Raw genomic sequence first — 21,498 nt, forward strand, 5'->3', positions numbered from 1 at the left:
TTCATCTTACCACGAATCAGCGTATAGAGAACGTCCGTTTGTGGTAGGATAAAGGAAGAAGGAGGCTCGACCATGACGAAACGAAGAAAAGACTACCCGCTCCCGGAATTTATTGAAACGTACCTCTATCATCTCGGCGCCAGCGGTCGTCAACCCTCGACGCTTAAGCGATATCGCTACGACTTGATCGACGTGCATAAATACTTTCACGACCACAATGTCGAACTGAACGAACCGACGGACTGGTTAGACGTTCCGCTCGAATCGTGGAAGACATTCGTGAATGACTTCTTAATCGAAGAGAAGCACTATCAACAGGCGACCGTCGCAAGAATCGTCACGGTCATCAATAGCCTGACCCAATTTTTAAATCCGCTTCGTAAGAAGATGCTTGCCTATTCCCAACCGGCACATACGTTGACAGTCGACCAAGTCGCACTCGAATCTGAATTCGACCGACTCGTTCAAACGATTCGTTCGACGAAAGGACTGAGTGAGAATCAGCTCCAAGCTCATCCTTATCTCGTCAATCGGAACGAACTGATTGTGACGCTTTTCTATAAATATGGATTGCGTGTCCATCACATCATTCGTTTGCGAATGAGCGACTTGCATCTGGCCGATCACACCTTCGACGTGTATGATCGTCTCGGAAACCGTTTCACGTTGAAGCTGTCACAAGAAGATCAATCGTTGCTCATGAATTACCTAGCTGATATCCCGACCCCGGTACGACCACGTTGGTATTCAGAAGACCCGGCCTTCGTCTCATTCGATTTTGCCCGGATGACGTTCCGCTGGGTGTATACGAAGAATCAACCGAAGCAATTGACGATCGTCATGATTACGAAAATGATGCGGCAGTTGAACGAACGAAGTGGCCTCGCGCGCTCCGTCACGCCATCGATGCTTCGAAACGCCCATGTGTTGAAGACATATGCTGGCGATATGACACCATCCGAGCGGATGAATATCACCTGTATGCATAAGGAATCTTCCCTCCGCCGGTATGAACAGGCGTATGAAGAGTTTGGAACTGAATTATTTGAGTCAGACGAAAGACCCGCCCTCTCGTGAAGGGCGGGTCTTGGTCTGTACGATTTCAGGTTATCTAATGGTACAAAGACAACTTGATCCTTACCATCTATAGTCAATCGATTTCTAACCTTGAGGTTTATATAACTTCTCGACACTCATCAATGTATTGTTCTCAAAAGTCGCCTTATAGATATCCGGCATGTCGAGTTCTTTCCAAAATTCATATCCATATCGCACATCAAAATAATTCAACATGAGAACCATAATATTTCCATGTGTGCCGAGCACCACTTTTTTCCCTTCGTATGTACGGAGCAGTGATATGAGAGCCTCTACCCCTCTAGATTGGGCCTGATCGTTCGACTCTCCCCCTTCCCATGCGAACGCAGGATTTTTCCAAACGGTCTCCATCGCGCTTGTAAAGTCTTTAGCTGGTTCTGAAGTCAAGGTTCGCTCTCTCAAATCATCCGACACTACAACGTCCTGTCCAAGATAATCCGCGATGCCTTTTACGGTTTGAACGGCTCGTTTGTATGGACTCGAAGTCACGATATCGATCCCCTCATCGATTAGAAGGTTTGTAATTTCAGCAACATCATGCATTCCTTTCTCAGATAACGGTCTGGCGAATTCGTCTGGTGTATAGGTAGAATGTGCATGTCTGACAAAATATATGGTTGTCATTCAGTAGTCCCCTTTTATAATGTCTCGTCGTTGTTTACATACGATGTCCAGCCTCATCATAAGCTTTAGAATGATGGTTTAGCTGCAAAAATTCATGTTTCAACAACCCGTAGACGACATGATCGACGTAACGGTCATACAGCCACTCCGCATCTCGAATGACCCCTTCTTCCTTAAAGCCGAATCGTTCCGGAAGTGCCCGACTCTTCACATTCTCTGTCGCGACTCGGATCTCAATTTTATTTAGTTTCAAATCTTGAAACCCATACTCGATGATGGTCTCGAGCGCTTGACTCATGATGCCTTTCCCTTGAAACTCTTGTCCGAGCCAGTATCCGATTGTGCCACATTGAATACCACGATCGATTTCGTTAAATCCAATTGTTCCGGCCAGTGCTCCTTTATACATCAAAGCGAACGATTTTGGGCGCCCGCCCGTTTCAATCAACCCTTTGATTCGTCCCTCTATGTTCTGCTTCGAGTCTTCCACCGTCTCAATATAGTCGAGCCAGCCAAGCCACTCTCGCAAATAAGGCTTCGATGCAATCGTCAGCTTAAATAACTCGTCCGCATCGTCTGTATTGAACATTCTCAGTGTGACATCGTCATTTAGTTTATATTCAAGCATATAGTCCCATCCTTATCATTCATTATTTTTTCAATTCACTTTCGTAAAGTAAACCACGTAATTGCTTTTTACCCACTACCATCAAAGCTTGTTGAATCATTCCATCCTCTTACTATGACAATTTCACCCATATGACAAGTTTACAGAATTAATCAAATTTTGTATAATTATTTTTATATCATTTTATGAAGAGGTGAAAATGTGTAAAAACGATTCGTCCAACCTACCAAATTGAATAGATTCGGAGGAGATTTGTGATGAAATCGTTTTACACACTGCTCGTTAGCCAATGGCTCGTAAACATTGGCGATGTCCTATACATCGTCGCGCTCATTGCCTTGCTGTATCAACAAACTGGGTCCGCTCTCATGGCGGCCAGTTTCCCGATTGCCGTGACTGCCGGTATGACGCTCAGCGGACTCTTTTTCGCCCGCATCCTCAGTCACTACTCGCTCGGGAAAACGCTCGTCCTGTCACAACTGATGAAGACGATCACCCTTGTTCTCGTTCTCTTCACGGATTCGATTCTTGTTCTCGGACTCGTCATGTGGATTGCATTTCTCGATGGATTCGCACGTCCGATTCAAGCCTCGTTCATCCCAAGTTTGGCGACGAATCGTCAACAAGCGAACAGCCTAGTTCAAGGTTCCAATCAGTTCATCCAACTCGCGATGTGGCCGCTCGGGACGATGCTCGTCTCTCTCTCGTCTAGCGCCTTTGCATTAATCGTTTCACTCGTTCTCTTCAGCCTTTCAACGGTTGTGACGATTTACTTCTATCAATCGCTTACGGAAGACATCGTCGATGATGGAACGGAGGAATCGATTACCTTACGCGATAGTCTTACTTATGTAAGAACGTCACCATTCGCTCATCGTGTGACTTGGTTTGTGACGTATGAATCATTTGTCAGCACGCTTTGGATTTCAGCGTTGCTTCTCGTCTATCTCGAGCGACATCTGCAAGTCGATACAGGCTGGTGGGGAACGCTTAACGCATCATTTTTGATTAGTATGATCGCGGCGAGTGCTTATCTTTATCGGTCTCGTCGAGCACCCTCGCTACCGTCGACTGCCGTCTTATCCATTGTTGCCGCTCTGTTGTTCGGCGTGACCGAGCATCTCGCGTTTGCGATTTTGGCGTTAGTGATTCAAGGGGCAGCCACACAAATGCGGATCATCCAGGCGAATACCGTCATTCAAGAACAGATCCCGACTGCGCGACTTCCCTATGTATATAGTGTGCAACAAACGGGATACGCCCTCGCATTCAGTGTAGGGAGTTTGCTGTTCGGTCTTCTTGCGGATGGACTACCAATTGATTCGGTTTACCTTCTCGGAGCACTTTTGACTCTTCCGTTGATTTGGATCGGACGATTGACTGAACAGTCTATGTTGACCGTATCATCTGTATAAACAAGAGGCGCCTTCTCTAAGAAAGGGCGCCTTATTTAAATGATTTTCTAACTGGTAGATTCTCCATTCTCACAATTGAAAAGACAACCTGTAGCGATTCATATCGTATACTAAAAGAAACAAATGATCGGAGTGATTTCCATGTCGAAACTTTCACAGGAAGAAACCATCGAGTTACTAAATACCTTAGAGTCTCGTTTCACTGAAAACGTTGAACTTCATTCTGACGTCGTCTGGTCAGACATATTGGAGCGAATTCAAATTGATCAGGATAAGTTGACCACCCTCGCATTGATGGAAGAGACCGGCGGAGAACCAGACGTGATTCGTCTCCCTAACGGAGACCTCGCTTTTTGCGACTGTTCAGTTGAGAGTCCGAGTGGTCGACGAAGTCTCTGTTATGACGAACCAGCTCTTGAGGCACGTAAAAAGAATAAGCCTGCCGGAAGCGCGGTCGCCCTATCTGAACAGATGGGCATAACCCTTCTCGATGAAGAAACATACCGACACTTACAAACGCTCGGTGCATTCGATTTGAAGACGTCAAGTTGGATTCAGACACCGGACACCATTCGTCAAAAAGGTGGCGCCCTGTTCTGCGACCGTCGCTATGATCACATCTTCGTCTACCACAATGGTGCAGATTCTTATTATGCCGCTCGAGGATTTAGAGGAATAATCATGATTTAAGCAAGGCATTGCGCCTTGCTTCTTTTTTATTGCAATAACCAACTAAAGACTTTCGGAATATATGATGAAAAATAAGCTGACAGGAATCACTGCGAAAAGCCTTAATATCCACGTATATTTACCCTTGAACTTTCTGAAGTAGAACAGCAACGCACCAAACGCAATCGCATTTGCTGTCAAATTCGGTTCTTCTATACCGTTCTCAATCCATTGAAAAAAATCTTCCATCCAGGAAAGGGTTCGAGGGCGAACGACTCGTTGAAACTCGGTGTAAGGTTGTATTTCAGCCTCACAAACCAGGCTCCTATATAGACAAAGATGAATAAGAGCGCGTAACACATCAGTACAACGTTCCACAATTTCCCTTTCCAACTCTCAATCCGAAAGTACAAGACGCCAATCAAAATCAGGACACTAAATATCACATTTATTATGAATGGTGGTGAAATCGTCAGGATCGAAAACGTCTCTCGATCTAACACCATCCCCACTTGAAAGATCCCTTGCTGAAACATAGCCTTTCCTCATTTCTGAGATGTACTAATTCAATCAAATACGGTAATTGAAATATTAAGAATTACGCTATATTTCGATTTACTTCATCCATACCCTATTTGAATATACTCGATTTCATATACAAATCCACCAAAAAACTGCAGACAGATCGTCTGCAGTTCTCATTTATGCTTGTAGTGTCACATTCAACTCTTCCGCGACCGTTTTAAACGCTTCGAGTGCCCGTTCGAGGTCATCTCGTGTATGTTCCGCTGTGACGATGGTCCGGATACGGGCTTTCCCGCGTTCGACCGTCGGGAAAGCGATACTCTGTGCGAATACACCATGCTCTTTCAACTTGTCAGAGAATGTATGCGCAAGCGTCTCTTCGCCGAGCATGACCGGTGTGATCGGTGTCGTCGCATGTCCGATATCGAAACCAAGGTCACGTAAACCGTTTTTGAAGAACTCGGTGTTCGCCCATAGCTTGTCGAACAGTTCTTCTTCCTCTTTCATCACACGGATCGCTTCACGGTTCGCCGCCACGACTGCCGGTGGATGTGATGTCGAGAAGAGGAACGGGCGACCTTTGTGGATCAAGTAATCCCGAATATCTTGTGAACAGGCGACATAGCCACCGAGGACACCGATCGCTTTTGAGAGCGTCCCGACCTGAAGCGCGACACGACCGTCCAAACCGAAGTGGTTGACCGTTCCGCGACCGTTCTTCCCGAGAACGCCAGATGCGTGAGCATCATCGACCATGACCGCAGCGTCATACTTCTCGGCGAGTTCGACGATGGCCGGAAGCGGTGCGATGTTCCCGTCCATCGAGAATACACCGTCCGTCACGACAAGACGTGTGCGATAATCTTGTGTCTCTTTCAACGCCTTCTCCAAGTCTTCGAGGTCGACGTGTTTATAGATACGTCGAGCCGCTTTCGTGAGGCGAATCCCATCGATGATTGACGCATGGTTGAGGGCGTCACTGATGACGACATCCTCCGGTCCAAGCAGTGCAGACAATACCCCGAGGTTCGTCGCGAATCCTGATTGGAAGACGAGTGAGGCCTCCGTATGTTTGAACTCCGCGAGTTCGCGCTCAAATGCTTCATGCATCTCGAACGTTCCGGCAATCGTACGGACTGATCCCGTTCCTGCGCCGTATTGCTCGACCGCTTCAATGGCTGCCTGTTTCAAGCGCGGGTGGTTCGCAAGTCCGAGATAGTTATTTGACGACAGTTGGACGAGTGACTTTCCATCGATTGTCACTTCATTCCCTTGTGCTGATTCGAGTGGGACGAGCTTACGGAACGTCCCTTGTTCTTTCATCTCGTTGATTGCTTCTGTAATATGTTCAAATGCCATGTTGTTTCCCCCTTTATGGTATTAAGACGACCTTCCCACATTTCCCTGCCCGCATGAGTTCGAATCCTTTTTCGAACTCCTCGAGCTTGAAGACGTGTGTGATGATCGGTTCGACGTTCAGCTGACCCGTCGCGAGCATCGTCGAGACCTGGCCCCACGTCTCATACATCTTACGTCCTGTGATCCCTTGGACGCGGACCCCTTTAAAGACGACGTCCCGTGTGAGATCGATGGCGACCGGACGGGCCGGGAGTGACAAGACGTTGACGTCCCCGCCTGCCGTGACCATCTTAAACGCTTGATCGATGGCAATCGGATGACCGCTCATCTCGCAGACGACATCGATTCCGTCCCCATCGGTCTCACGTTCAATCAATTCGAGCGGATTCTCCTCTAAACTGTTGATGACGACATCGGCCCCCATCTTTTCGGCAAGTTGTAAGCGATATGGATTGACGTCAATCGCATAGACACGACTCGCCCCTGCTGCTTTGGCGACACCGACCGCCATGAGTCCGATTGGGCCACAACCGACGATGGCGACCGATTTAGCTGACACATCACTCGCCAACACCGTGTGCACCGCATTCCCGAGCGGTTCTTGAATCGATGCCAGTTTCGCTGGCATCGACTCCGGGTTCACCCATAAGTTCTCTTCGGGCATGACGACGTATTCTGCGAAGCAGCCTTGCGTGTCCACCCCGATGATTTTTGTGTTCTTACAGATGTGGTACTGCCCGCGCAAACATTGTTTACACTGATGACAGACGATATGCGTTTCAGCAGACACCGTCTGTCCGACTTTGATCCGCTTCGTCCCTTCTCCGAGCGCCACGACTTCCCCCGAAAATTCATGACCGAATACGTATGGTGGTTTGACGCGGCTCTGTGACCATTCATCCCACTCATAGATGTGGACATCGGTCCCGCAAATCGATGTCGCTTTGACTTGAATGAGTACTTCTCCAGGTCCTGGTGTCGGAACTGGTACGTCGACCAGTTTTGCCCCAAACCCGGCCGTGTGTTTTTGAATCGCTTTCATTACTGGTGTCGTTGATTCCGTCTCTTTAGTTGACACAAGTTGTTCCATTGAAAACGTCCCCCTCTTGTCTCTAATGATCGAACGATACGTTCTTTATCATCTTGTCATAAAATGACGAAACTGAGAAGATAGAACGTCCGATTTACACAAAAAAAGAGGAGCCATCCGCGCCGATGGCTCCTCTTCACAAGAATAGGACCTATGTCCCGACCGCTCATCGCGGCTCAATGATGAGCTTGATGGCAGTACGTTCCTCTCCGTCAATCATAATATCAGTAAAGGCCGGAATGCAAATCAAATCGAGACCGCTTGGCGCGACGAAGCCTCGGGCAATCGCGACGGCTTTGATGGACTGATTCAGTGCCCCTGCCCCGATCGCCTGTATCTCACACGTTCCTTTTTCACGTAGCACACCCGCTAAAGCACCCGCAACGGAGTTAGGGTTCGATTTTGCCGAAACTTTGAGTACGTCCATTCTTGTTTCCCCCTCGGGTAGGTTGTTCAATCAAACCAGACGGTCTGATCATCTAGGTGTATTCGTTCGATTTTTGTCGCTCGTTTCGTCTGATCATCGATTGTAATGAAAACTCCATTAAGTTGTTCCCGTCCCTCGGCAACTTCAAACCGAACTGGGAGTTGTGTCATAAATTTTTTTAAAACAGTCGACGCATCCATTCCGAGTACCCCGTCTAGTGGACCGGTCATGCCGACGTCGGTAATGTAGGCCGTGCCGTTCGATAGGACACGCTCGTCCGCTGTCTGCACGTGTGTATGTGTCCCGACAACGGCTTGAGCGCGACCGTCGAGATGATAGCCCATAGCGATTTTCTCGCTTGTCGCCTCAGCATGGACATCCACAAAAATCGCATCGACCTCATCGCGCACTTCTTCGACGAGACGGTCGACGGTACGGAACGGACAGTCAAGCGACGGCAAGAAGACATTTCCCATGACATTGATCACGGCCAATTTCTTCCCATTTTGTTTCAACTTCATCATGCCAACCCCAGGTGTCCCGTCCGGATAGTTGGCCGGACGGACGATCCGGTCGGCGTCGTCGATCCAATCAAAGATGTCACGGTTGTCCCACGTGTGGTTTCCCATCGTTACCCCATGAAAGCCGAGCTCCAAAAACTGTTGGTAAATCTTTTTCGTAAGACCACGTCCATTTGCTGCATTCTCACCGTTGACGAGCATGAACGTCGGGTTGTATTTGTCTTTCAAGCGTCCGATTTGTTTCGTCAATATATCACGACCTGGTTTCCCGACCACATCACCGATAAATAAAATTTTCATATAAAGTCCTCCCTCAAACAGAAAAAGCGGAGAAATTCTCCGCTTCGTTTACTTCGCATAATCGACGGAACGTGTTTCACGAATGACCGTCACTTTGATTTGTCCAGGATAATCGAGTTCGTCCTCGATTCGCTTACAAATATCACGTGCCATCTTACCGGCGACGACATCGTCAACGACATCAGGGCGAACGATAATCCGAACTTCACGTCCTGCTTGAATCGCATACGATTTCTCGACACCTTCGAACGACTCACAGATTGATTCGAGTCGCTCAAGACGACGGATGTAGCTTTCAAGTGTCTCTTGGCGAGCTCCAGGACGCGCTGCTGACAAGGCATCAGCCGCTGCCACAAGTACAGCAATCGTCGATGTCGCCTCGACGTCCCCGTGGTGGGAAGCGATCGAATTGATGACGACCGGATGTTCTTTGTATTTCGTCGCGAGTTCTACACCGATTTCAACGTGACTACCTTCGACTTCGTGGTCGATTGCTTTGCCGATATCGTGTAAGAGTCCTGCCCGTTTCGCGAGCGTGACATCTTCACCAAGTTCGGCTGCCATCATCCCGGCAAGATGTGCCACCTCAACCGAGTGAGACAAGACGTTCTGACCATAACTCGTACGATAACGCATGCGACCGAGCGTCTTGACAAGGTCTGGATGGAGTCCGTGAATTCCGGCTTCAAACGTAGCTTCCTCCCCGTATTCACGAATGCGTTCATCCACTTCACGGCGAGACTTCTCTACCATTTCTTCAATTCGAGCGGGGTGAATCCGACCGTCTTGAACGAGTTTTTCAAGCGTCATCTTCGCGATTTCACGACGAACCGGGTCGAACCCTGACAAGATGACGGCTTCTGGTGTGTCATCGATGATGAGGTCAATCCCAGTCAACGTTTCGAGCGTCCGGATGTTACGTCCTTCGCGCCCGATGATACGACCCTTCATCTCATCACTCGGTAAGTTGACAACGGATACCGTCGTCTCGGCGACATGTTCAGCTGCATATCGTTGCATCGTGAGAGATAAGAGGTGTTTCGCTTTTTTATCCGCTTCTTGTTTTGCTTTTTGCTCGATTTCTTTTTGAAGGAGAGCAGCATCGTGAAGCGCTTCCTGCTTCGCTTCGTCCATGATGATGGTACGTGCTTCATCTTTCGAGAGGGATGCCACGCGTACAAGTTCTCGGCGTGCCTCTTCGTATAACTCCTCCACTTTGCTTTCGAGCATTTCTGCTTCACGCTTGCGTTTTTCGAGTCCTCGTTCCTGTTCATCTAGCGAGTCTTCTTTCCGCTCGAGCATGTCTGCTTTGCGGTCAAGAAGCTCTTCCTTTTGAACGAGGCGATTCTCTTTCACTTTCTGTTCTTCGCGACGTTCACGCAATTCTTGTTCCGTCTCATTACGAAGTTGAATCATCTCTTCTTTTACTTCAAGCCGTGCTTCTTTTTGCATCGCTTCCGATTGTTGTTTTGCTTGCTCTACAATCTTAGTCGCTTCCGTCTCGGCACCTTGAATCTTCGCTTCGGCGATCGATTTACGCACAAAAAAACCTGCAACAAAAGCTATCGGCAAAAGGAGGATCAGAATAAGCCAGTATAGCCATTCCATCATGTTCACCTCCCTTTCGCAAGGTTATTTTATTTTTTTAATAAGTGAGATACACGGGCAAGCCCGCGCATAACTTTATTGTACTTATTTAATAGGGAGAATGCAATGCACGGACAGGATAGAACTACCAATTGCCTAAAAAATTATACTAAAAAAATCTCACTCGAAAGAATTCGAGTGAGACGATGTGCTTATTCGTCATCGAGAAGTGAGAGGACTTCGTCGTCTTCGCCTTCGACCGTGACCGTTTTTTCTCCATTCAATCCGTAGTGATCTCGAATCTGTTGTTCGACCTCAGCTGCGATTGCTGGATTTTCTTTCATGTATTGCTTGGCGTTTTCACGGCCTTGACCAAGACGTTCTTCATTGAACGAGTACCAAGCTCCGCTCTTTTGAACGATGTCGAGGTCTGCACCGATATCGATGAGTTCCCCTTCACGCGAGATCCCCTCACCATACATAATATCAACTTCCGCTGTTTTGAACGGAGGTGCAATCTTGTTTTTTACAATCTTGATCTTCGTACGGTTCCCGACCATATCTTGACCTTGTTTGAGCGTCTCCGCACGACGAACTTCAAGACGTACAGAAGAGTAGAATTTCAAGGCACGGCCCCCTGGAGTCGTTTCCGGGTTACCGAACATGATCCCGATCTTCTCACGGATTTGGTTGATGAAGATGACAATCGTTTTCGACTTGTTCGTCGCACCAGACAACTTACGAAGTGCTTGAGACATCAAACGAGCTTGAAGACCGACGTGCGAGTCTCCCATTTCCCCTTCGATTTCGGCTTTCGGTACGAGTGCCGCAACCGAGTCGACGACGAGGATATCAACTGCTCCCGAGCGAACGAGCGCTTCAGCGATTTCGAGCGCTTGCTCCCCAGTATCCGGCTGTGAAAGGAGCAACTCATCGATGTTGACCCCAAGATTTTTAGCATACTTCGGATCGAGTGCGTGCTCGGCATCAACGAATGCTGCTTGACCGCCACGCTTTTGGACTTCTGCAATCGCATGAAGGGCAACCGTCGTCTTACCTGAAGATTCTGGTCCGTATACTTCGATGACACGACCGCGTGGATATCCACCCGCACCGAGCGCGACGTCGAGGGCGATTGACCCTGAAGGGATGACTGATACTTGTTGGTCTGTATTTTCACCAAGGCGCATGATCGAGCCTTTACCGAATTGTTTTTCAATCTGGCGTAATGCCATTTCTAACGCTTGTTTACGATCACTCATAGATAAATGAGCCTCCTTTAATTGATACTCTTATTATACGTGAACACTGTACGATACACAAGTTTTTTACGAACATTTATTCGCCTTTTTTGATTCGTTGAATGAGGGCCCATAATCCGTCCTTCGCGGCTCGCATGCGGATGATATTCCGTTCTTGATGGGGATACGTCCGCTCGATGACCTCTATTCCGTTTGGTGTCTTCACTCCGATATAGACCGTACCGATCGGACGACCCGAATTCGATGTCGGTCCTGCCTCTCCCGTGAAAGAGAGGGCATAGTCGGCATGGGTGGTCTTTGACAATCCGTCCACCATCTCATAGGCAACTTCTTTTGAGACGACTGAGTGCTGTTCAATTGTATCAAGCGAGACCCCTAAATACCTATTTTTTAGCTCATCCGAATAGGTCACGACTCCACCTAGAAAGACGACTGAAGCGCCAGGTGTTGATGTAACCATCGATTGTACCTCACCGCCGGTCAACGACTCAGCAACAGCGAATGTTCGATTCAATCTAGACAATGATTGGACAAGGTGTGATGCAATCGTCTCATCGTCAGAGCCAAAGTAGTACGAACCGACCCGTTTCAGGATTTCAGTCTTCACTTCTTCAATCATCTGACGCGCGGTCACCTCGTCCGTCGCTCGGGCACTGATCCGAAGTCTTGCCTCTCCCGTCTCGGCGTAGGGGGCAACGGTCGGATTCGAACCATCCAATAAGTCCTTCACGGCATCATCGAGAGCGGATTCTCCAATCTCATAAAACCGTAATGATTCTGAGACGAGCGTCGCTCCTGATAGTTTCTTAGGAAACGCCGCCTCGACCAATGCTTTCATCTCACGTGGCACACCCGGTAAAAGCAACCACGTCGTATCTCCGGCAATCCACATGCCCGGGGCAAGCCCGACCGGATTTGGTAATACGTCTGCTCCGCTGAGCACGTCGGCTTGGCGAGCGTCCCCATCGTTCATCAATCGATTTCGTGACACGAGGAAACGTTGAATCGTCTCATACGCTTCCTCATCCCGAACGATCGGACGTTCGAGTAAGTCGGAAAGGACCGCCTTTGTGACATCATCCGCCGTCGGACCGAGTCCACCCGTGACGATGACAAAGTCGGAACGACGACGGGCGATTTCAAACGTCTCTCGCATTCGTACCGCGTTATCCCCGACAACTTGATGATACAAGACCGGCACACCGTACTTCGACAGTTGTTCTGATATGTAACTCGCATTCGTATTGACGATTTCCCCTAAGAGCAACTCGCTTCCTACCGCAATGATTTCGGCTCGTTTCATCTCATTTCCTCCTCAACTTCAAAAAAAAGACGAGCTAGATCAACCAACTCGTCTTTGTCGACTTACATCGACTTCACAATAATCTTATAGTTTTGTGCGAAATATTCGGCACCTGAGTAAATTGTAAGTACGAGCGCCAACCACATCGCCCATTCGCCAAACGGGATCCCGACATAGCTAAAGATCGGGTTACCGAACAGTAAGAAGATGATGGCAAAGAGCTGCACCCACGTCTTCGCTTTTCCAGATTTCCCGGCCGCGACGACAATCCCTTCATCGGCAGCGACGAGACGTAAGCCTGTAACCGCAAATTCACGTGATAGAATCACGACGACGACCCACGCCGCGACGAGATCCATCTCAACGAGCAACACAAGGGCCGCCGTGACGAGCAGTTTATCTGCGAGCGGGTCCATAAATTTACCAAAGTTCGTGACTAAGTTATGCTTACGGGCCAAATGTCCGTCTAACCAGTCTGTAATGGCCGCAATCGTAAAAATCACACCAGCGATAAATTGGTGCATCGGGATATCAGCGCCTAAAAAAGCGATGTTTCCCCAATCAAAATCAACAGCGAGTAAGACGACGAATACGGGGATCAAGACCACGCGTAGCATCGTCAATCGGTTAGGTAGGTTCATATAGAACGCCTCCTCTTAGAAGGAGAGTCGACTTATTCGGCGTCGACTCTCTTTACAAAAATATTTTGTGTGACCGGAGACTCTTGAAGCACGAGCTCACGACCGTTGACGACGATTTTCTCAACGCCTGCGATGAGTCCGATTCGAATACGCAATGTGTCCGTCTCGGCATCTTCAATGACAATCGGATTCTGTTTCGACTGGTTCGGATATTCCGGTGCGAGAAAGGCTCCTTCTAACGACGTATCACGAACACCCACGTAAGAGGCAGGTGACTCCTTCACATAAATCTCGGTCGACAGTTTCTCGTTCGTCGCGAGTTCATAAGTGATATCTGCCCCATTCGACTCCTTCACCGCAATCGGACCAGATTCCGCTGGCGGTTCTTCTTCGGTCGGCTCCTCTTCAGTCGGTTCCTCCTCGACCGGTTCATCAGCCGGGACATCCTCATTCTGGTCGACTGTGACACCAGAACTTGGCGGTTCGGCAGGACTTGCATCCTGACCACCGAAGTCGATGCTTCTCACTGCGAAATAAATCGCGGTGATGAGCAAGAAGACCGTGAGAACGAGGAGAACTTTTGGAACCCATCTCGAGACCCGACTTGTCGACTCGGAAGCCTTCGAATACGTTTTCTTCCGAGAGAGTTGAACAGACGGCTGTGCCTCGATGACCGGTAAATCTTTTGCATATGTCTCGTATAATTCATCCACATCTAGGCCGAGCGACTCCGCATACGTCTTAATGAACGCCCGTGCATAAAAAGAGCCAGGGAGATTTTTGTAATCACCTTCCTCGATTGCGATGATATAGCGCTTTTGAATCTTCGTCGTCTGCTGGATTTGGTCGAGCGTCAATCCGCTCTCCTCACGCTTTTGTTTCAAAAAAGTCCCTAGTTCTGTCACAGGGGTCCACACCTTCCATTCACATAATTATTCAAACCATTCTGACTCACGATGCGTTTCTTGTGGGATGATGATCGTCTCATCCGGATTGTTTCTCAATTCAATAATATAATCAAAGTCTTCATACACGCAATCGGTGTTTCGGACGTACAGGTCAGGGTGTTCGATGACTTTCACGGCCGGCAACCGCATGACTTCACGAATGAGCTGGCGATGTCGTTCATCCATCGTTCGGGTAGAGACGGCACCATCGATTATGTATACGTGATCGCCTTCCCGTTCCTCTTCAAATAATGAGGTCCGAACGGTCTGTTTCATCAGTGTCGAGGAAAGAAACAACCATCGTTTGTTCGCACACACACTCGCTGCTACGATGGACTCCGTCTTTCCGACGCGTGGATTTCCACGAACACCGATTAACAAATGGCGTTCTTCCTTCATCAGTTCCGCAACGAAATCGACGAGAATGCCCAAATCTTCACGGACGAAGCGAAACGTTTTTTTGTCATCACTATCATGGTCGATATAACGACCGTGACGGATTGCAATCCGGTCTCGTAACTTCGGACGGCGCAACTTGATGACGGCAATAGCTTCCATCCGCTTTAAAATATGCTCGAGTCGATGCACATGATCGGCGGCAGGTGCTTTGAGCAACATTCCCCGTCGCTGCAAATCGACCCCATTGATGGTGACGATGGAGATTTGAAGCATCCCCATGAGAGATGCGATGTCTCCGAGGATACCCGGTCGATTCTGACACAATTCATATTCGAGATACCACTCTTCGAATTTATGTTCCATCCCCAACCATCCTTTCGAGCGAGTTCGCTACCTTGCCTATTTTAAATTATTTTAGAAGAATTGAAAAGAACAGGTTTATTTACATGGATCGGATCATTGCCAACCGCCGTCGACGCGTATCACCGTGCCCGTCATATACGAGGCGTCCGGTGAGCACAAGAAACGGATCGTGTTGGCCACGTCCTCTGCCGCACCGAGACGTCCAAGTGGAATGTCATCGATCACGGATTGTTTCGACTCTTCTACCGTATCATTCATTGGCGTATCAATCCACCCCGGGGTCACCGCATTGACTCGAACATTGAACGGTCCGGCTTCTCGTGCGAACGCCTTGACGAAGCCGAGCTGTGCCGCTTTGACGGTTGAATAAAACACCTCAGCCGCCGCACCGACCTCTCCCCATACACTCGAGACAATCACGATATCCACGTGATGATCGTAAGGCTTCCTTGCAACGACGGACTGGATGAGTCGGATCATTGCCCGAACATGTACATCGTACAGCCGGTCGAGCTCATCCATCGACTGGTCGACGACGAGACCATGGAGCGCATGTCCGGCCACATATACAATTCGGTCGATGTCCAGCATATCCTGCACCCACGACTCAACAGCGTCACGGTCTGTTAGGTCACAAGGGAGAATTTCTGCCGAAAGATTCTCTTCATCTATCAAATGACGGAGTTTTTCACTACTCTCGTTCGCATGCAAAATCAGTTCATCTTCACGAAAAGCGAGCGAGACGGCACGTCCGATGGTACCGCTCGCTCCAACAATCAATGTCTTCATCGTTTTTTGACGATGCATACCGTTCGTTGTTCATGGCGGAACAAGCGCTCGTATGCTTCGTATAGTTCGTCGAGTGTGATGGCATCAATCAAAGTCGGGATTTCAAACAAATTCCCATCATTGAGTGCATATCGAGAGAACTGATTTGCGATGAATTCCGGTGAGTTCAATGCTTTCAAGAACTGTCCTTGCATCATGCGTTTCTTCCGGTCGAGCGTCTCTTGACTCAACTGAAGTGGACGTTCTAACGCCTCCGTCACACGGTCGACAAACGCATCTACTTCCGACGTCTCCATCGACAAGGCGGCAAAGGCAAACGTTTCCTCTGACGTATAGTCAAACGAGAAGGCATCGTCAATCAATCCTTCAGCATAAAGTTCTGTATAAAGAGGAGCTGTCGTGTCGAAGAGCGCATGCATGAGCAATTCTACTGTCAATTCTTGCTTCAGACCTGCTTCCCCAGCTTGTGGTACATCCTTATACCCAATCATGACTTTCGGTACAGAGACGTCCATCTCGATGACCCGTTCTGACAGACGAACCGTGGTCGGTTCATATACTGTCTCACGAGCACTCAATCGTGGTGTCTCAAAAGATTTACCTGCTTGGTTATCTCGAATCAAGGCAAGCATCTCATCCGGTTCGATGTTCCCGACGACGAACAATGCCATGTTGCTCGGATGATAGAACGCTTGATGACAGGTGTACAAGTCTTCCGCCGTGATCTTTGAAATCGATTCGATTGTACCTGCGATATCAATCTTGACGGGATGTGTCTCGTACATCGCCTCAATTAAACCAAAATACAAGCGCCATCCCGGATTGTCTTGATACATTTGAATTTCTTGACCGATGATGCCTTTCTCTTTCTCGACCGACTCTTTCGTAAAATAAGGAGTCTGGACGAAATCAAGTAGCGTTTGTACGTTTTCCGAAATCTTGGACGTGGCACCGAACAAATAAGCCGTCCGTGTGAAGGAAGTGAAAGCGTTCGCTGACGCTCCTTGACGACCGAATTGTTGGAAGACGTCACCATCTTCTTTCTCGAACATCTTATGTTCTAAGAAATGTGCGATACCATCGGGAACCTCGATCCAGTCTTCTAGTTTGAAGCGTCGGTCAATCGATCCATATTTAGTCGTGAACGTCGCGAATGTTTTTTCATATCCAGTCTTTTTCAACAAGTAAACGGAGAGGCCATTGTCGAGAACGTGATGATGTAACGTCTCTCCGACGTTAGGAAAGTCTAATTTCATGCTTCTCCTCCTTTCAAGCAATAAACCGCTTCGAGTTCCATTTCTTTCGCAAGCGCAACGACATGATCTCGTGTCGTGTTTTCAATGATTGCCATCTCTTCGTCTAACGAGAACGGACGAACGTCTGCTCCACTCATCCAAGCAATCAATTGACGTGGACTGTCTCCAAGTTGTCGACGTTGATGGAACAACAACTCTTTCGTCTGTTGCAACGTCTCATCCTCAAACTCGCCCGCTTGTAAAGCGTTCAATTGCTCTTCGATGATCTGTTCGGTTTTTTGCTGGTTCGACGCATCGATGCCGGCATAGACGAACAACTTCCGACTGAGGGAACTATATTGTGAAGCGGCATAGTACGCCAGGCTCTCTTTTTCACGCACGTTCATGAACAGTTTCGAGTGAGGGAATCCTCCGAACAATCCATTCACGACTTGCATACGAATCGCCGCTTCCGTTCTTGGGTCGACATTGAGTGAATAAGCGAGATGGAGCTTGCTTTGTTTAATGTCTTGGTGTTCTTCCAAACGCTTGAACTCTCCTCGACTCGCTTCTGGTAACAGGCGTGGTCGACGTGTCCCAAGGGATTCCAATGGATTGAAAGCCTGTTCGACTTGCTCACGATTGACATCCCCGACAACATAGATGTCCACACGGTCATGTTGAATCATCGATTGATATGCCTCATACAATGATTTCGGTGTGACATGGTCGAGTTGCTCAAGCGTACCGAGTGACGGAATCGCAAGTTCTCCTCCGAGCATTTCTTGTAGACGCTGTTGGGCGAAACGCATTTTGTCATCATAGACCGATTCGATACGCTGACGTTGCAATCGACGTTCCTGCTCGACGATGAGTGGCTGGAACGCCCCATCGTATGCGTTCGGACGAAGGAGAACGTCTTCGAGTAACTCGATTGCCTGACTCAATACGTCTTCTCCGACAAGATGATCGTTGACGACTTCGAGTTGGAATTGGATGACGTGCTCCTTTCCGATCTTAGATGCACCAGCATATAAGTTTGTGTCATACAACTCCTCTAGCGGTGTGTGAAATAACTCAATAGATGGATACGTTGCCGTCGATTTCTCCATAATGAACGGGAGCAATGCCCGATCTGCGACCGTCTCCGTCGATAATGGAGCGGCGAATGACACGAGACAAGTCGTCGTTTTAAATTTTTTGGTCGGATAGACCGAGTAGTGCAATTGATGTTGGAACTGTTCGATTCCTTTCATCTGCCGATCACTCCTTTTTTCGTTTTGGTTGAAACACGGCAGCGCCGCGCGCATATTCTTGATCCGGCACCCCTGCCACGACGTTCGCGTAACGGGCAACCGTAAATAAATAATCACTCAAGCGGTTAAAGTAAGGCAATTGCCGGTCTGCGACTCCGAGAGCCGCTAAGTCACGCTCGACCCGTCGACAGACGGCACGAGCCACATGTAAGCTAGCTGCGGCAACGCTGCCGCCCGGAAGGATGAAGCGCACAAGTTCCGGACAGGACTCCTCCCACTCATCCATCCATCGTTCTAGTTCCGTCACGATTGACAAATCGACCATTTTTGGCGGTGCCTCAGCATACATCAGCTCCGATCCGAGGTCGAACAAGTCGTGCTGAATCTTCGTCAGCTGTATTCGGAGCGTCTCATCCTCTTGATGCGCGATGGCGAGTCCAATCTGACTATTCAACTCATCGAGATGACCCATCGCTTCAATCTGAGGATGGGATTTCTCGACACGACTACCGATTAATGATGTTTCACCCTTGTCGCCCGTTCGTGTATAACGTTTCATTCGACTCCCCCCTTAAAATGCCACAAATGGTGACTCAAGCGAGTCACCATTACGAGTTGTGTGGTTGTTCAAATGGTAAGTAAATCTCGAAGGTGGTTCCGACCCCGAGTGTACTCGATACGCTCACTTTTCCGTGATGGGCATCGACCACATTCTTCACGATCGCGAGTCCGATGCCTGTCCCTGTCTTCGAACCACTGGTCCGGGCTTTATCGGCTTTATAGAATCGCTCGAAAACGAACGGCAAATCCTCTTTTGGAATTCCATGACCTGTATCCGTCAACTGAATCCGTAGCCCGTCCGTCTCTTCTGTGGCCTCAATCCGAATTTCTCCAGAATCGGTATGCGCGATAGCATTGCCAATCAAGTTGGTGAACACTTGCTCGAGACGATCGCCATCCGCCTCGATGAGACGGTGCGGGGCGTCGGTCTGTAAACGAATCTCTTTTTCAGATGCCATCTGATTGAACTTTCGCATGACTCGGGGCAAGAAATCACCGATATCAAACGAAGTGAAATGCATCGTCTCTTTACCCGATTCGATGCGTGCCAAATCCAACAAATCATTGACGAGTCTTGCCAAGCGGAGCGATTCATCATAGATGATGGAGGCGAACTCTTTCGTCGCCTCGTCACTCTCAGTGATGCCATCGATGATTGCCTCTGAATACCCTTGAAGCGTCACGAGCGGTGTCCGGAGTTCATGGCTAATGTTCGCCACAAAATCGGTCCGCATCTTATCGAGTCGATGACTTTCTGACGTATCCCGGATGACAACGACAGCACCCTCGAAATCGTCTTCTCCGACTAGTGGTGTGACTGTCAGTGTATAGTACCGCTCATCCTGTTTCACTTCGATCGTCTTTTCAGACGTCCCCTCCATCACTTCCTCATAAAGAGACAATACGACTTCATGTGGTTGCCCATCTTGAAGTAATGGACTCGCTTGCGGGTTCGTGACAATCACGTTCGCATGACGATCGAGTGTAATGACACCGTCTGCCATCGAACGAAGAATCGACGCAAGTTGCAGCCGTTCCCGGTCAAGGGCATTCACATACTTCGAAAGCTGACTGCTCATTGCGTTGAAAGAAGCAGCGAGTTCTCCAATCTCATCCCGTGTCTTCGTCTCCAAACGCAAATCAAATTGCCCCTCTCCCGTCTTATTGACTGCATCCCGCATCGCTCGGAGCGGTGCCGTGATTCGTGTCGACAAGAAGAAAGCGAAGACGGTCGTGACGATGATGGCCGAAGCGACGGTCCAAAGAATGATGGTCCGTGCTCCCGCGTTCGCACTCGAGATCGCATCGAGCGGTTCGAGCAGGTAGAGCGTATACTGTCCTGTCGATAAGGAGAAGGTCGTCCGATACGCTAGTGCGGCCTGGTCGTCAAAAGATGAGAAATTCCCGATGGCCGTCTCACCGACCGCCTGATAGGTTTCCCAATCCTGTCGTTCAAGTTCCACCATCAAACCATTCACTTGATTTCCAAAATTCGATCGGGTCGTCCCGTTCTCTAAGATATAGTTAGCCCCGTACACTTCGATGATTTGATCAATCGTCTGGGACGTGTCACCTTCATTCAACAAAACCGATTGGACCTGTCCACCGAGCTTGGCAAGATGGCCTCGTTCCTGGTCGATATGAAAGGAATTAAAAAATTCAAGCATCAACACCGAGACGATGAATAAGATGACACTGACCAAAACGAGAATCGTCAGCCACAGTTTCGTGACGATGCTGTTTCGACGAATCATCATTCACTGGCAGCTTCGAACTTGTACCCGACACCCCATACGGTCGTGATCATATGCGCCGCGTCCGGTGAGACACGATTCAATTTCTCACGAAGACGTTTCACATGCGTATCGACGGTCCGAAGGTCTCCGAAAAATTCGTAGTTCCATACTTCTTTTAACAACTGCTCTCGTGAAAAGACTTTATCCACCTGTTTTGCGAGGAAGAACAATAACTCATATTCTTTTGGTGTGAGGGCGATTTCCTCGCCGTCCACCGTGACCCGGTGTGCATCATTATCGATTGTCAGATGTGGGAAGACGATCAAATCCTTCGACTTCTCACTCGTGTGCATGAACTTCGTCGAACCAGAGCGGCGAAGCAATGCTTTGACGCGGAGCACGACTTCACGCGGACTGAACGGCTTGACGATATAATCATCCGCCCCGACTTCGAATCCTTGGACACGGTCGATTTCTTCACCTTTCGCCGTGAGCATGATGACCGGAGTCGCTTTCGTCTTCCGGAGTTCTGTACATACTTCAACCCCATCCATCTTTGGCATCATCAAATCAAGCAAGATCACGTCGTATTCGTTATCAAGAGCAAGCGCGAGCGCCTCTTCGCCATTGACCGCTTCTTCAATCACATACTGTTCACGTTCTAAGTACATTTTCAAAAGTCGGCGAATTCTCTCCTCGTCGTCGACTACTAAAATCTTCGTTTTCTCAGCCATACCTGAAACCCTCCTAAGACCCATTACGA

Annotated in this window: 21 protein-coding genes; 3 read left to right on the forward strand and 18 right to left on the reverse strand. The window is 48.7% G+C overall.

The genetic code is table 11. The features are described 5' to 3' along the window. Positions 1-72: 72 nt before the first annotated feature. A complete protein-coding gene (locus tag KNO65_RS01385) occupies positions 73-1,077 on the forward strand; it encodes a site-specific integrase (RefSeq protein ID WP_214781346.1) in 1,005 nt (334 codons plus the stop codon). Between the two features lie 84 nt (positions 1,078-1,161). Here the strand turns inward: KNO65_RS01385 and KNO65_RS01390 are convergent, their stop codons facing one another. Together KNO65_RS01390 and KNO65_RS01395 are read right to left on the reverse strand one after the other, a co-directional pair. Then, complete coding sequence (locus KNO65_RS01390) at positions 1,162-1,722, reverse strand: histidine phosphatase family protein (RefSeq protein ID WP_214781348.1); 561 nt, start codon at positions 1,720-1,722, stop codon at positions 1,162-1,164. A gap of 34 nt (positions 1,723-1,756) precedes the next feature. Continuing rightward, entirely contained in the window at positions 1,757-2,350 is a 594-nt protein-coding gene (locus KNO65_RS01395; RefSeq protein WP_214781350.1) for a GNAT family N-acetyltransferase, read from the reverse strand. Positions 2,351-2,607: 257 nt separating this feature from the next. Between KNO65_RS01395 and KNO65_RS01400 the strand changes: the two genes are divergently transcribed. Together KNO65_RS01400 and KNO65_RS01405 are read left to right on the forward strand one after the other, a co-directional pair. Then, positions 2,608-3,765 carry an MFS transporter gene (locus KNO65_RS01400; protein ID WP_214781359.1) on the forward strand — a complete coding sequence of 386 codons (1,158 nt, stop codon included), beginning with the start codon at positions 2,608-2,610 and terminating at the stop codon, positions 3,763-3,765. A 141-nt stretch (positions 3,766-3,906) separates the two neighbouring features. Continuing rightward, positions 3,907-4,455, forward strand: coding sequence for a DUF4256 domain-containing protein (locus KNO65_RS01405; RefSeq protein WP_214781361.1), 549 nt, complete (start codon positions 3,907-3,909; stop codon positions 4,453-4,455). A gap of 681 nt (positions 4,456-5,136) precedes the next feature. Here KNO65_RS01405 and KNO65_RS01410 read toward each other — a convergent pair. The 16 genes from KNO65_RS01410 to KNO65_RS01485 all read right to left on the reverse strand — a co-directional run bounded on the left by KNO65_RS01410 (position 5,137) and on the right by KNO65_RS01485 (position 21,469). After that, positions 5,137-6,318: a glycine C-acetyltransferase gene (locus KNO65_RS01410; protein ID WP_214781363.1), complete on the reverse strand. Its 1,182-nt coding sequence runs from the start codon at positions 6,316-6,318 to the stop codon at positions 5,137-5,139. A gap of 13 nt (positions 6,319-6,331) precedes the next feature. After that, positions 6,332-7,408, reverse strand: a complete 1,077-nt coding sequence (tdh, locus tag KNO65_RS01415; protein ID WP_074036839.1) for an L-threonine 3-dehydrogenase — start codon at positions 7,406-7,408, stop codon at positions 6,332-6,334. Positions 7,409-7,574: 166 nt separating this feature from the next. After that, positions 7,575-7,835: a stage V sporulation protein S gene (locus KNO65_RS01420; protein ID WP_012726477.1), complete on the reverse strand. Its 261-nt coding sequence runs from the start codon at positions 7,833-7,835 to the stop codon at positions 7,575-7,577. A gap of 26 nt (positions 7,836-7,861) precedes the next feature. Beyond that, positions 7,862-8,656 carry a TIGR00282 family metallophosphoesterase gene (locus KNO65_RS01425; protein WP_074036837.1) on the reverse strand — a complete coding sequence of 265 codons (795 nt, stop codon included), beginning with the start codon at positions 8,654-8,656 and terminating at the stop codon, positions 7,862-7,864. 48 nt (positions 8,657-8,704) lie between these two features. Beyond that, complete coding sequence (gene rny / locus KNO65_RS01430; protein ID WP_035387855.1) at positions 8,705-10,267, reverse strand: ribonuclease Y; 1,563 nt, start codon at positions 10,265-10,267, stop codon at positions 8,705-8,707. Between the two features lie 188 nt (positions 10,268-10,455). Beyond that, positions 10,456-11,505 (reverse strand): recombinase RecA, encoded by a 1,050-nt coding sequence (gene recA / locus KNO65_RS01435; RefSeq protein ID WP_012726480.1) that lies wholly within the window; start codon positions 11,503-11,505, stop codon positions 10,456-10,458. A 76-nt stretch (positions 11,506-11,581) separates the two neighbouring features. Then, complete coding sequence (locus KNO65_RS01440; RefSeq protein WP_214781365.1) at positions 11,582-12,808, reverse strand: competence/damage-inducible protein A; 1,227 nt, start codon at positions 12,806-12,808, stop codon at positions 11,582-11,584. A 62-nt stretch (positions 12,809-12,870) separates the two neighbouring features. Beyond that, positions 12,871-13,449, reverse strand: coding sequence for a CDP-diacylglycerol--glycerol-3-phosphate 3-phosphatidyltransferase (gene pgsA / locus KNO65_RS01445; protein WP_074036832.1), 579 nt, complete (start codon positions 13,447-13,449; stop codon positions 12,871-12,873). Positions 13,450-13,481: 32 nt separating this feature from the next. After that, the gene (locus KNO65_RS01450) at positions 13,482-14,354 is read right to left on the reverse strand and encodes a helix-turn-helix domain-containing protein (RefSeq protein ID WP_214781367.1); all 873 of its coding nucleotides are present in this window, start codon (positions 14,352-14,354) and stop codon (positions 13,482-13,484) included. A gap of 27 nt (positions 14,355-14,381) precedes the next feature. After that, a complete protein-coding gene (locus KNO65_RS01455) occupies positions 14,382-15,158 on the reverse strand; it encodes a YmfK family protein (RefSeq protein ID WP_012726484.1) in 777 nt (258 codons plus the stop codon). 93 nt (positions 15,159-15,251) lie between these two features. Continuing rightward, positions 15,252-15,965, reverse strand: coding sequence for an elongation factor P 5-aminopentanone reductase (gene ymfI, locus KNO65_RS01460; protein ID WP_251131625.1), 714 nt, complete (start codon positions 15,963-15,965; stop codon positions 15,252-15,254). Further along, on the reverse strand, positions 15,944-17,203 hold the full coding sequence (gene yfmH / locus KNO65_RS01465; protein WP_214690805.1) for an EF-P 5-aminopentanol modification-associated protein YfmH: 1,260 nt from the start codon (positions 17,201-17,203) through the stop codon (positions 15,944-15,946). The genes ymfI and yfmH overlap by 22 nt, the downstream gene beginning before the upstream one ends. Beyond that, entirely contained in the window at positions 17,200-18,438 is a 1,239-nt protein-coding gene (yfmF, locus tag KNO65_RS01470; protein ID WP_214781369.1) for an EF-P 5-aminopentanol modification-associated protein YfmF, read from the reverse strand. The genes yfmH and yfmF overlap by 4 nt, the downstream gene beginning before the upstream one ends. A 7-nt stretch (positions 18,439-18,445) precedes the next feature. Beyond that, positions 18,446-18,997, reverse strand: a complete 552-nt coding sequence (locus KNO65_RS01475) for a cob(I)yrinic acid a,c-diamide adenosyltransferase (protein ID WP_012726488.1) — start codon at positions 18,995-18,997, stop codon at positions 18,446-18,448. A 49-nt stretch (positions 18,998-19,046) separates the two neighbouring features. Continuing rightward, the gene (locus KNO65_RS01480; protein ID WP_214781371.1) at positions 19,047-20,756 is read right to left on the reverse strand and encodes a HAMP domain-containing sensor histidine kinase; all 1,710 of its coding nucleotides are present in this window, start codon (positions 20,754-20,756) and stop codon (positions 19,047-19,049) included. Beyond that, positions 20,753-21,469 (reverse strand): response regulator transcription factor, encoded by a 717-nt coding sequence (locus tag KNO65_RS01485; RefSeq protein WP_147538010.1) that lies wholly within the window; start codon positions 21,467-21,469, stop codon positions 20,753-20,755. Before KNO65_RS01485 ends, KNO65_RS01480 begins: the two co-directional genes overlap by 4 nt. Positions 21,470-21,498 lie beyond the last annotated feature (29 nt).

Origin of the sequence: Exiguobacterium sp. S3, assembly GCF_018617295.1 — a bacterium.
Classification (GTDB): domain Bacteria; phylum Bacillota; class Bacilli; order Exiguobacteriales; family Exiguobacteriaceae; genus Exiguobacterium; species Exiguobacterium profundum.

Excerpts from the sequence above, each read along its gene's own strand:
- KNO65_RS01385 (WP_214781346.1), top strand. The coding sequence starts at position 73 with ATGACGAAACGAAGAAAAGACTACCCGCTCCCGGAATTTATTGAAACG.
- KNO65_RS01390 (WP_214781348.1), bottom strand. The coding sequence starts at position 1,722 with ATGACAACCATATATTTTGTCAGACATGCACATTCTACCTATACACCA.
- KNO65_RS01395 (WP_214781350.1), bottom strand. The coding sequence starts at position 2,350 with ATGCTTGAATATAAACTAAATGACGATGTCACACTGAGAATGTTCAAT.
- KNO65_RS01400 (WP_214781359.1), top strand. The coding sequence starts at position 2,608 with ATGAAATCGTTTTACACACTGCTCGTTAGCCAATGGCTCGTAAACATT.
- KNO65_RS01405 (WP_214781361.1), top strand. The coding sequence starts at position 3,907 with ATGTCGAAACTTTCACAGGAAGAAACCATCGAGTTACTAAATACCTTA.
- KNO65_RS01410 (WP_214781363.1), bottom strand. The coding sequence starts at position 6,318 with ATGGCATTTGAACATATTACAGAAGCAATCAACGAGATGAAAGAACAA.
- tdh (WP_074036839.1), bottom strand. The coding sequence starts at position 7,408 with ATGGAACAACTTGTGTCAACTAAAGAGACGGAATCAACGACACCAGTA.
- KNO65_RS01420 (WP_012726477.1), bottom strand. The coding sequence starts at position 7,835 with ATGGACGTACTCAAAGTTTCGGCAAAATCGAACCCTAACTCCGTTGCG.
- KNO65_RS01425 (WP_074036837.1), bottom strand. The coding sequence starts at position 8,656 with ATGAAAATTTTATTTATCGGTGATGTGGTCGGGAAACCAGGTCGTGAT.
- rny (WP_035387855.1), bottom strand. The coding sequence starts at position 10,267 with ATGATGGAATGGCTATACTGGCTTATTCTGATCCTCCTTTTGCCGATA.
- recA (WP_012726480.1), bottom strand. The coding sequence starts at position 11,505 with ATGAGTGATCGTAAACAAGCGTTAGAAATGGCATTACGCCAGATTGAA.
- KNO65_RS01440 (WP_214781365.1), bottom strand. The coding sequence starts at position 12,808 with ATGAAACGAGCCGAAATCATTGCGGTAGGAAGCGAGTTGCTCTTAGGG.
- pgsA (WP_074036832.1), bottom strand. The coding sequence starts at position 13,449 with ATGAACCTACCTAACCGATTGACGATGCTACGCGTGGTCTTGATCCCC.
- KNO65_RS01455 (WP_012726484.1), bottom strand. The coding sequence starts at position 15,158 with ATGGAACATAAATTCGAAGAGTGGTATCTCGAATATGAATTGTGTCAG.
- ymfI (WP_251131625.1), bottom strand. The coding sequence starts at position 15,965 with ATGCATCGTCAAAAAACGATGAAGACATTGATTGTTGGAGCGAGCGGT.
- yfmH (WP_214690805.1), bottom strand. The coding sequence starts at position 17,203 with ATGAAATTAGACTTTCCTAACGTCGGAGAGACGTTACATCATCACGTT.
- yfmF (WP_214781369.1), bottom strand. The coding sequence starts at position 18,438 with ATGAAAGGAATCGAACAGTTCCAACATCAATTGCACTACTCGGTCTAT.
- KNO65_RS01475 (WP_012726488.1), bottom strand. The coding sequence starts at position 18,997 with ATGAAACGTTATACACGAACGGGCGACAAGGGTGAAACATCATTAATC.
- KNO65_RS01480 (WP_214781371.1), bottom strand. The coding sequence starts at position 20,756 with ATGATGATTCGTCGAAACAGCATCGTCACGAAACTGTGGCTGACGATT.
- KNO65_RS01485 (WP_147538010.1), bottom strand. The coding sequence starts at position 21,469 with ATGGCTGAGAAAACGAAGATTTTAGTAGTCGACGACGAGGAGAGAATT.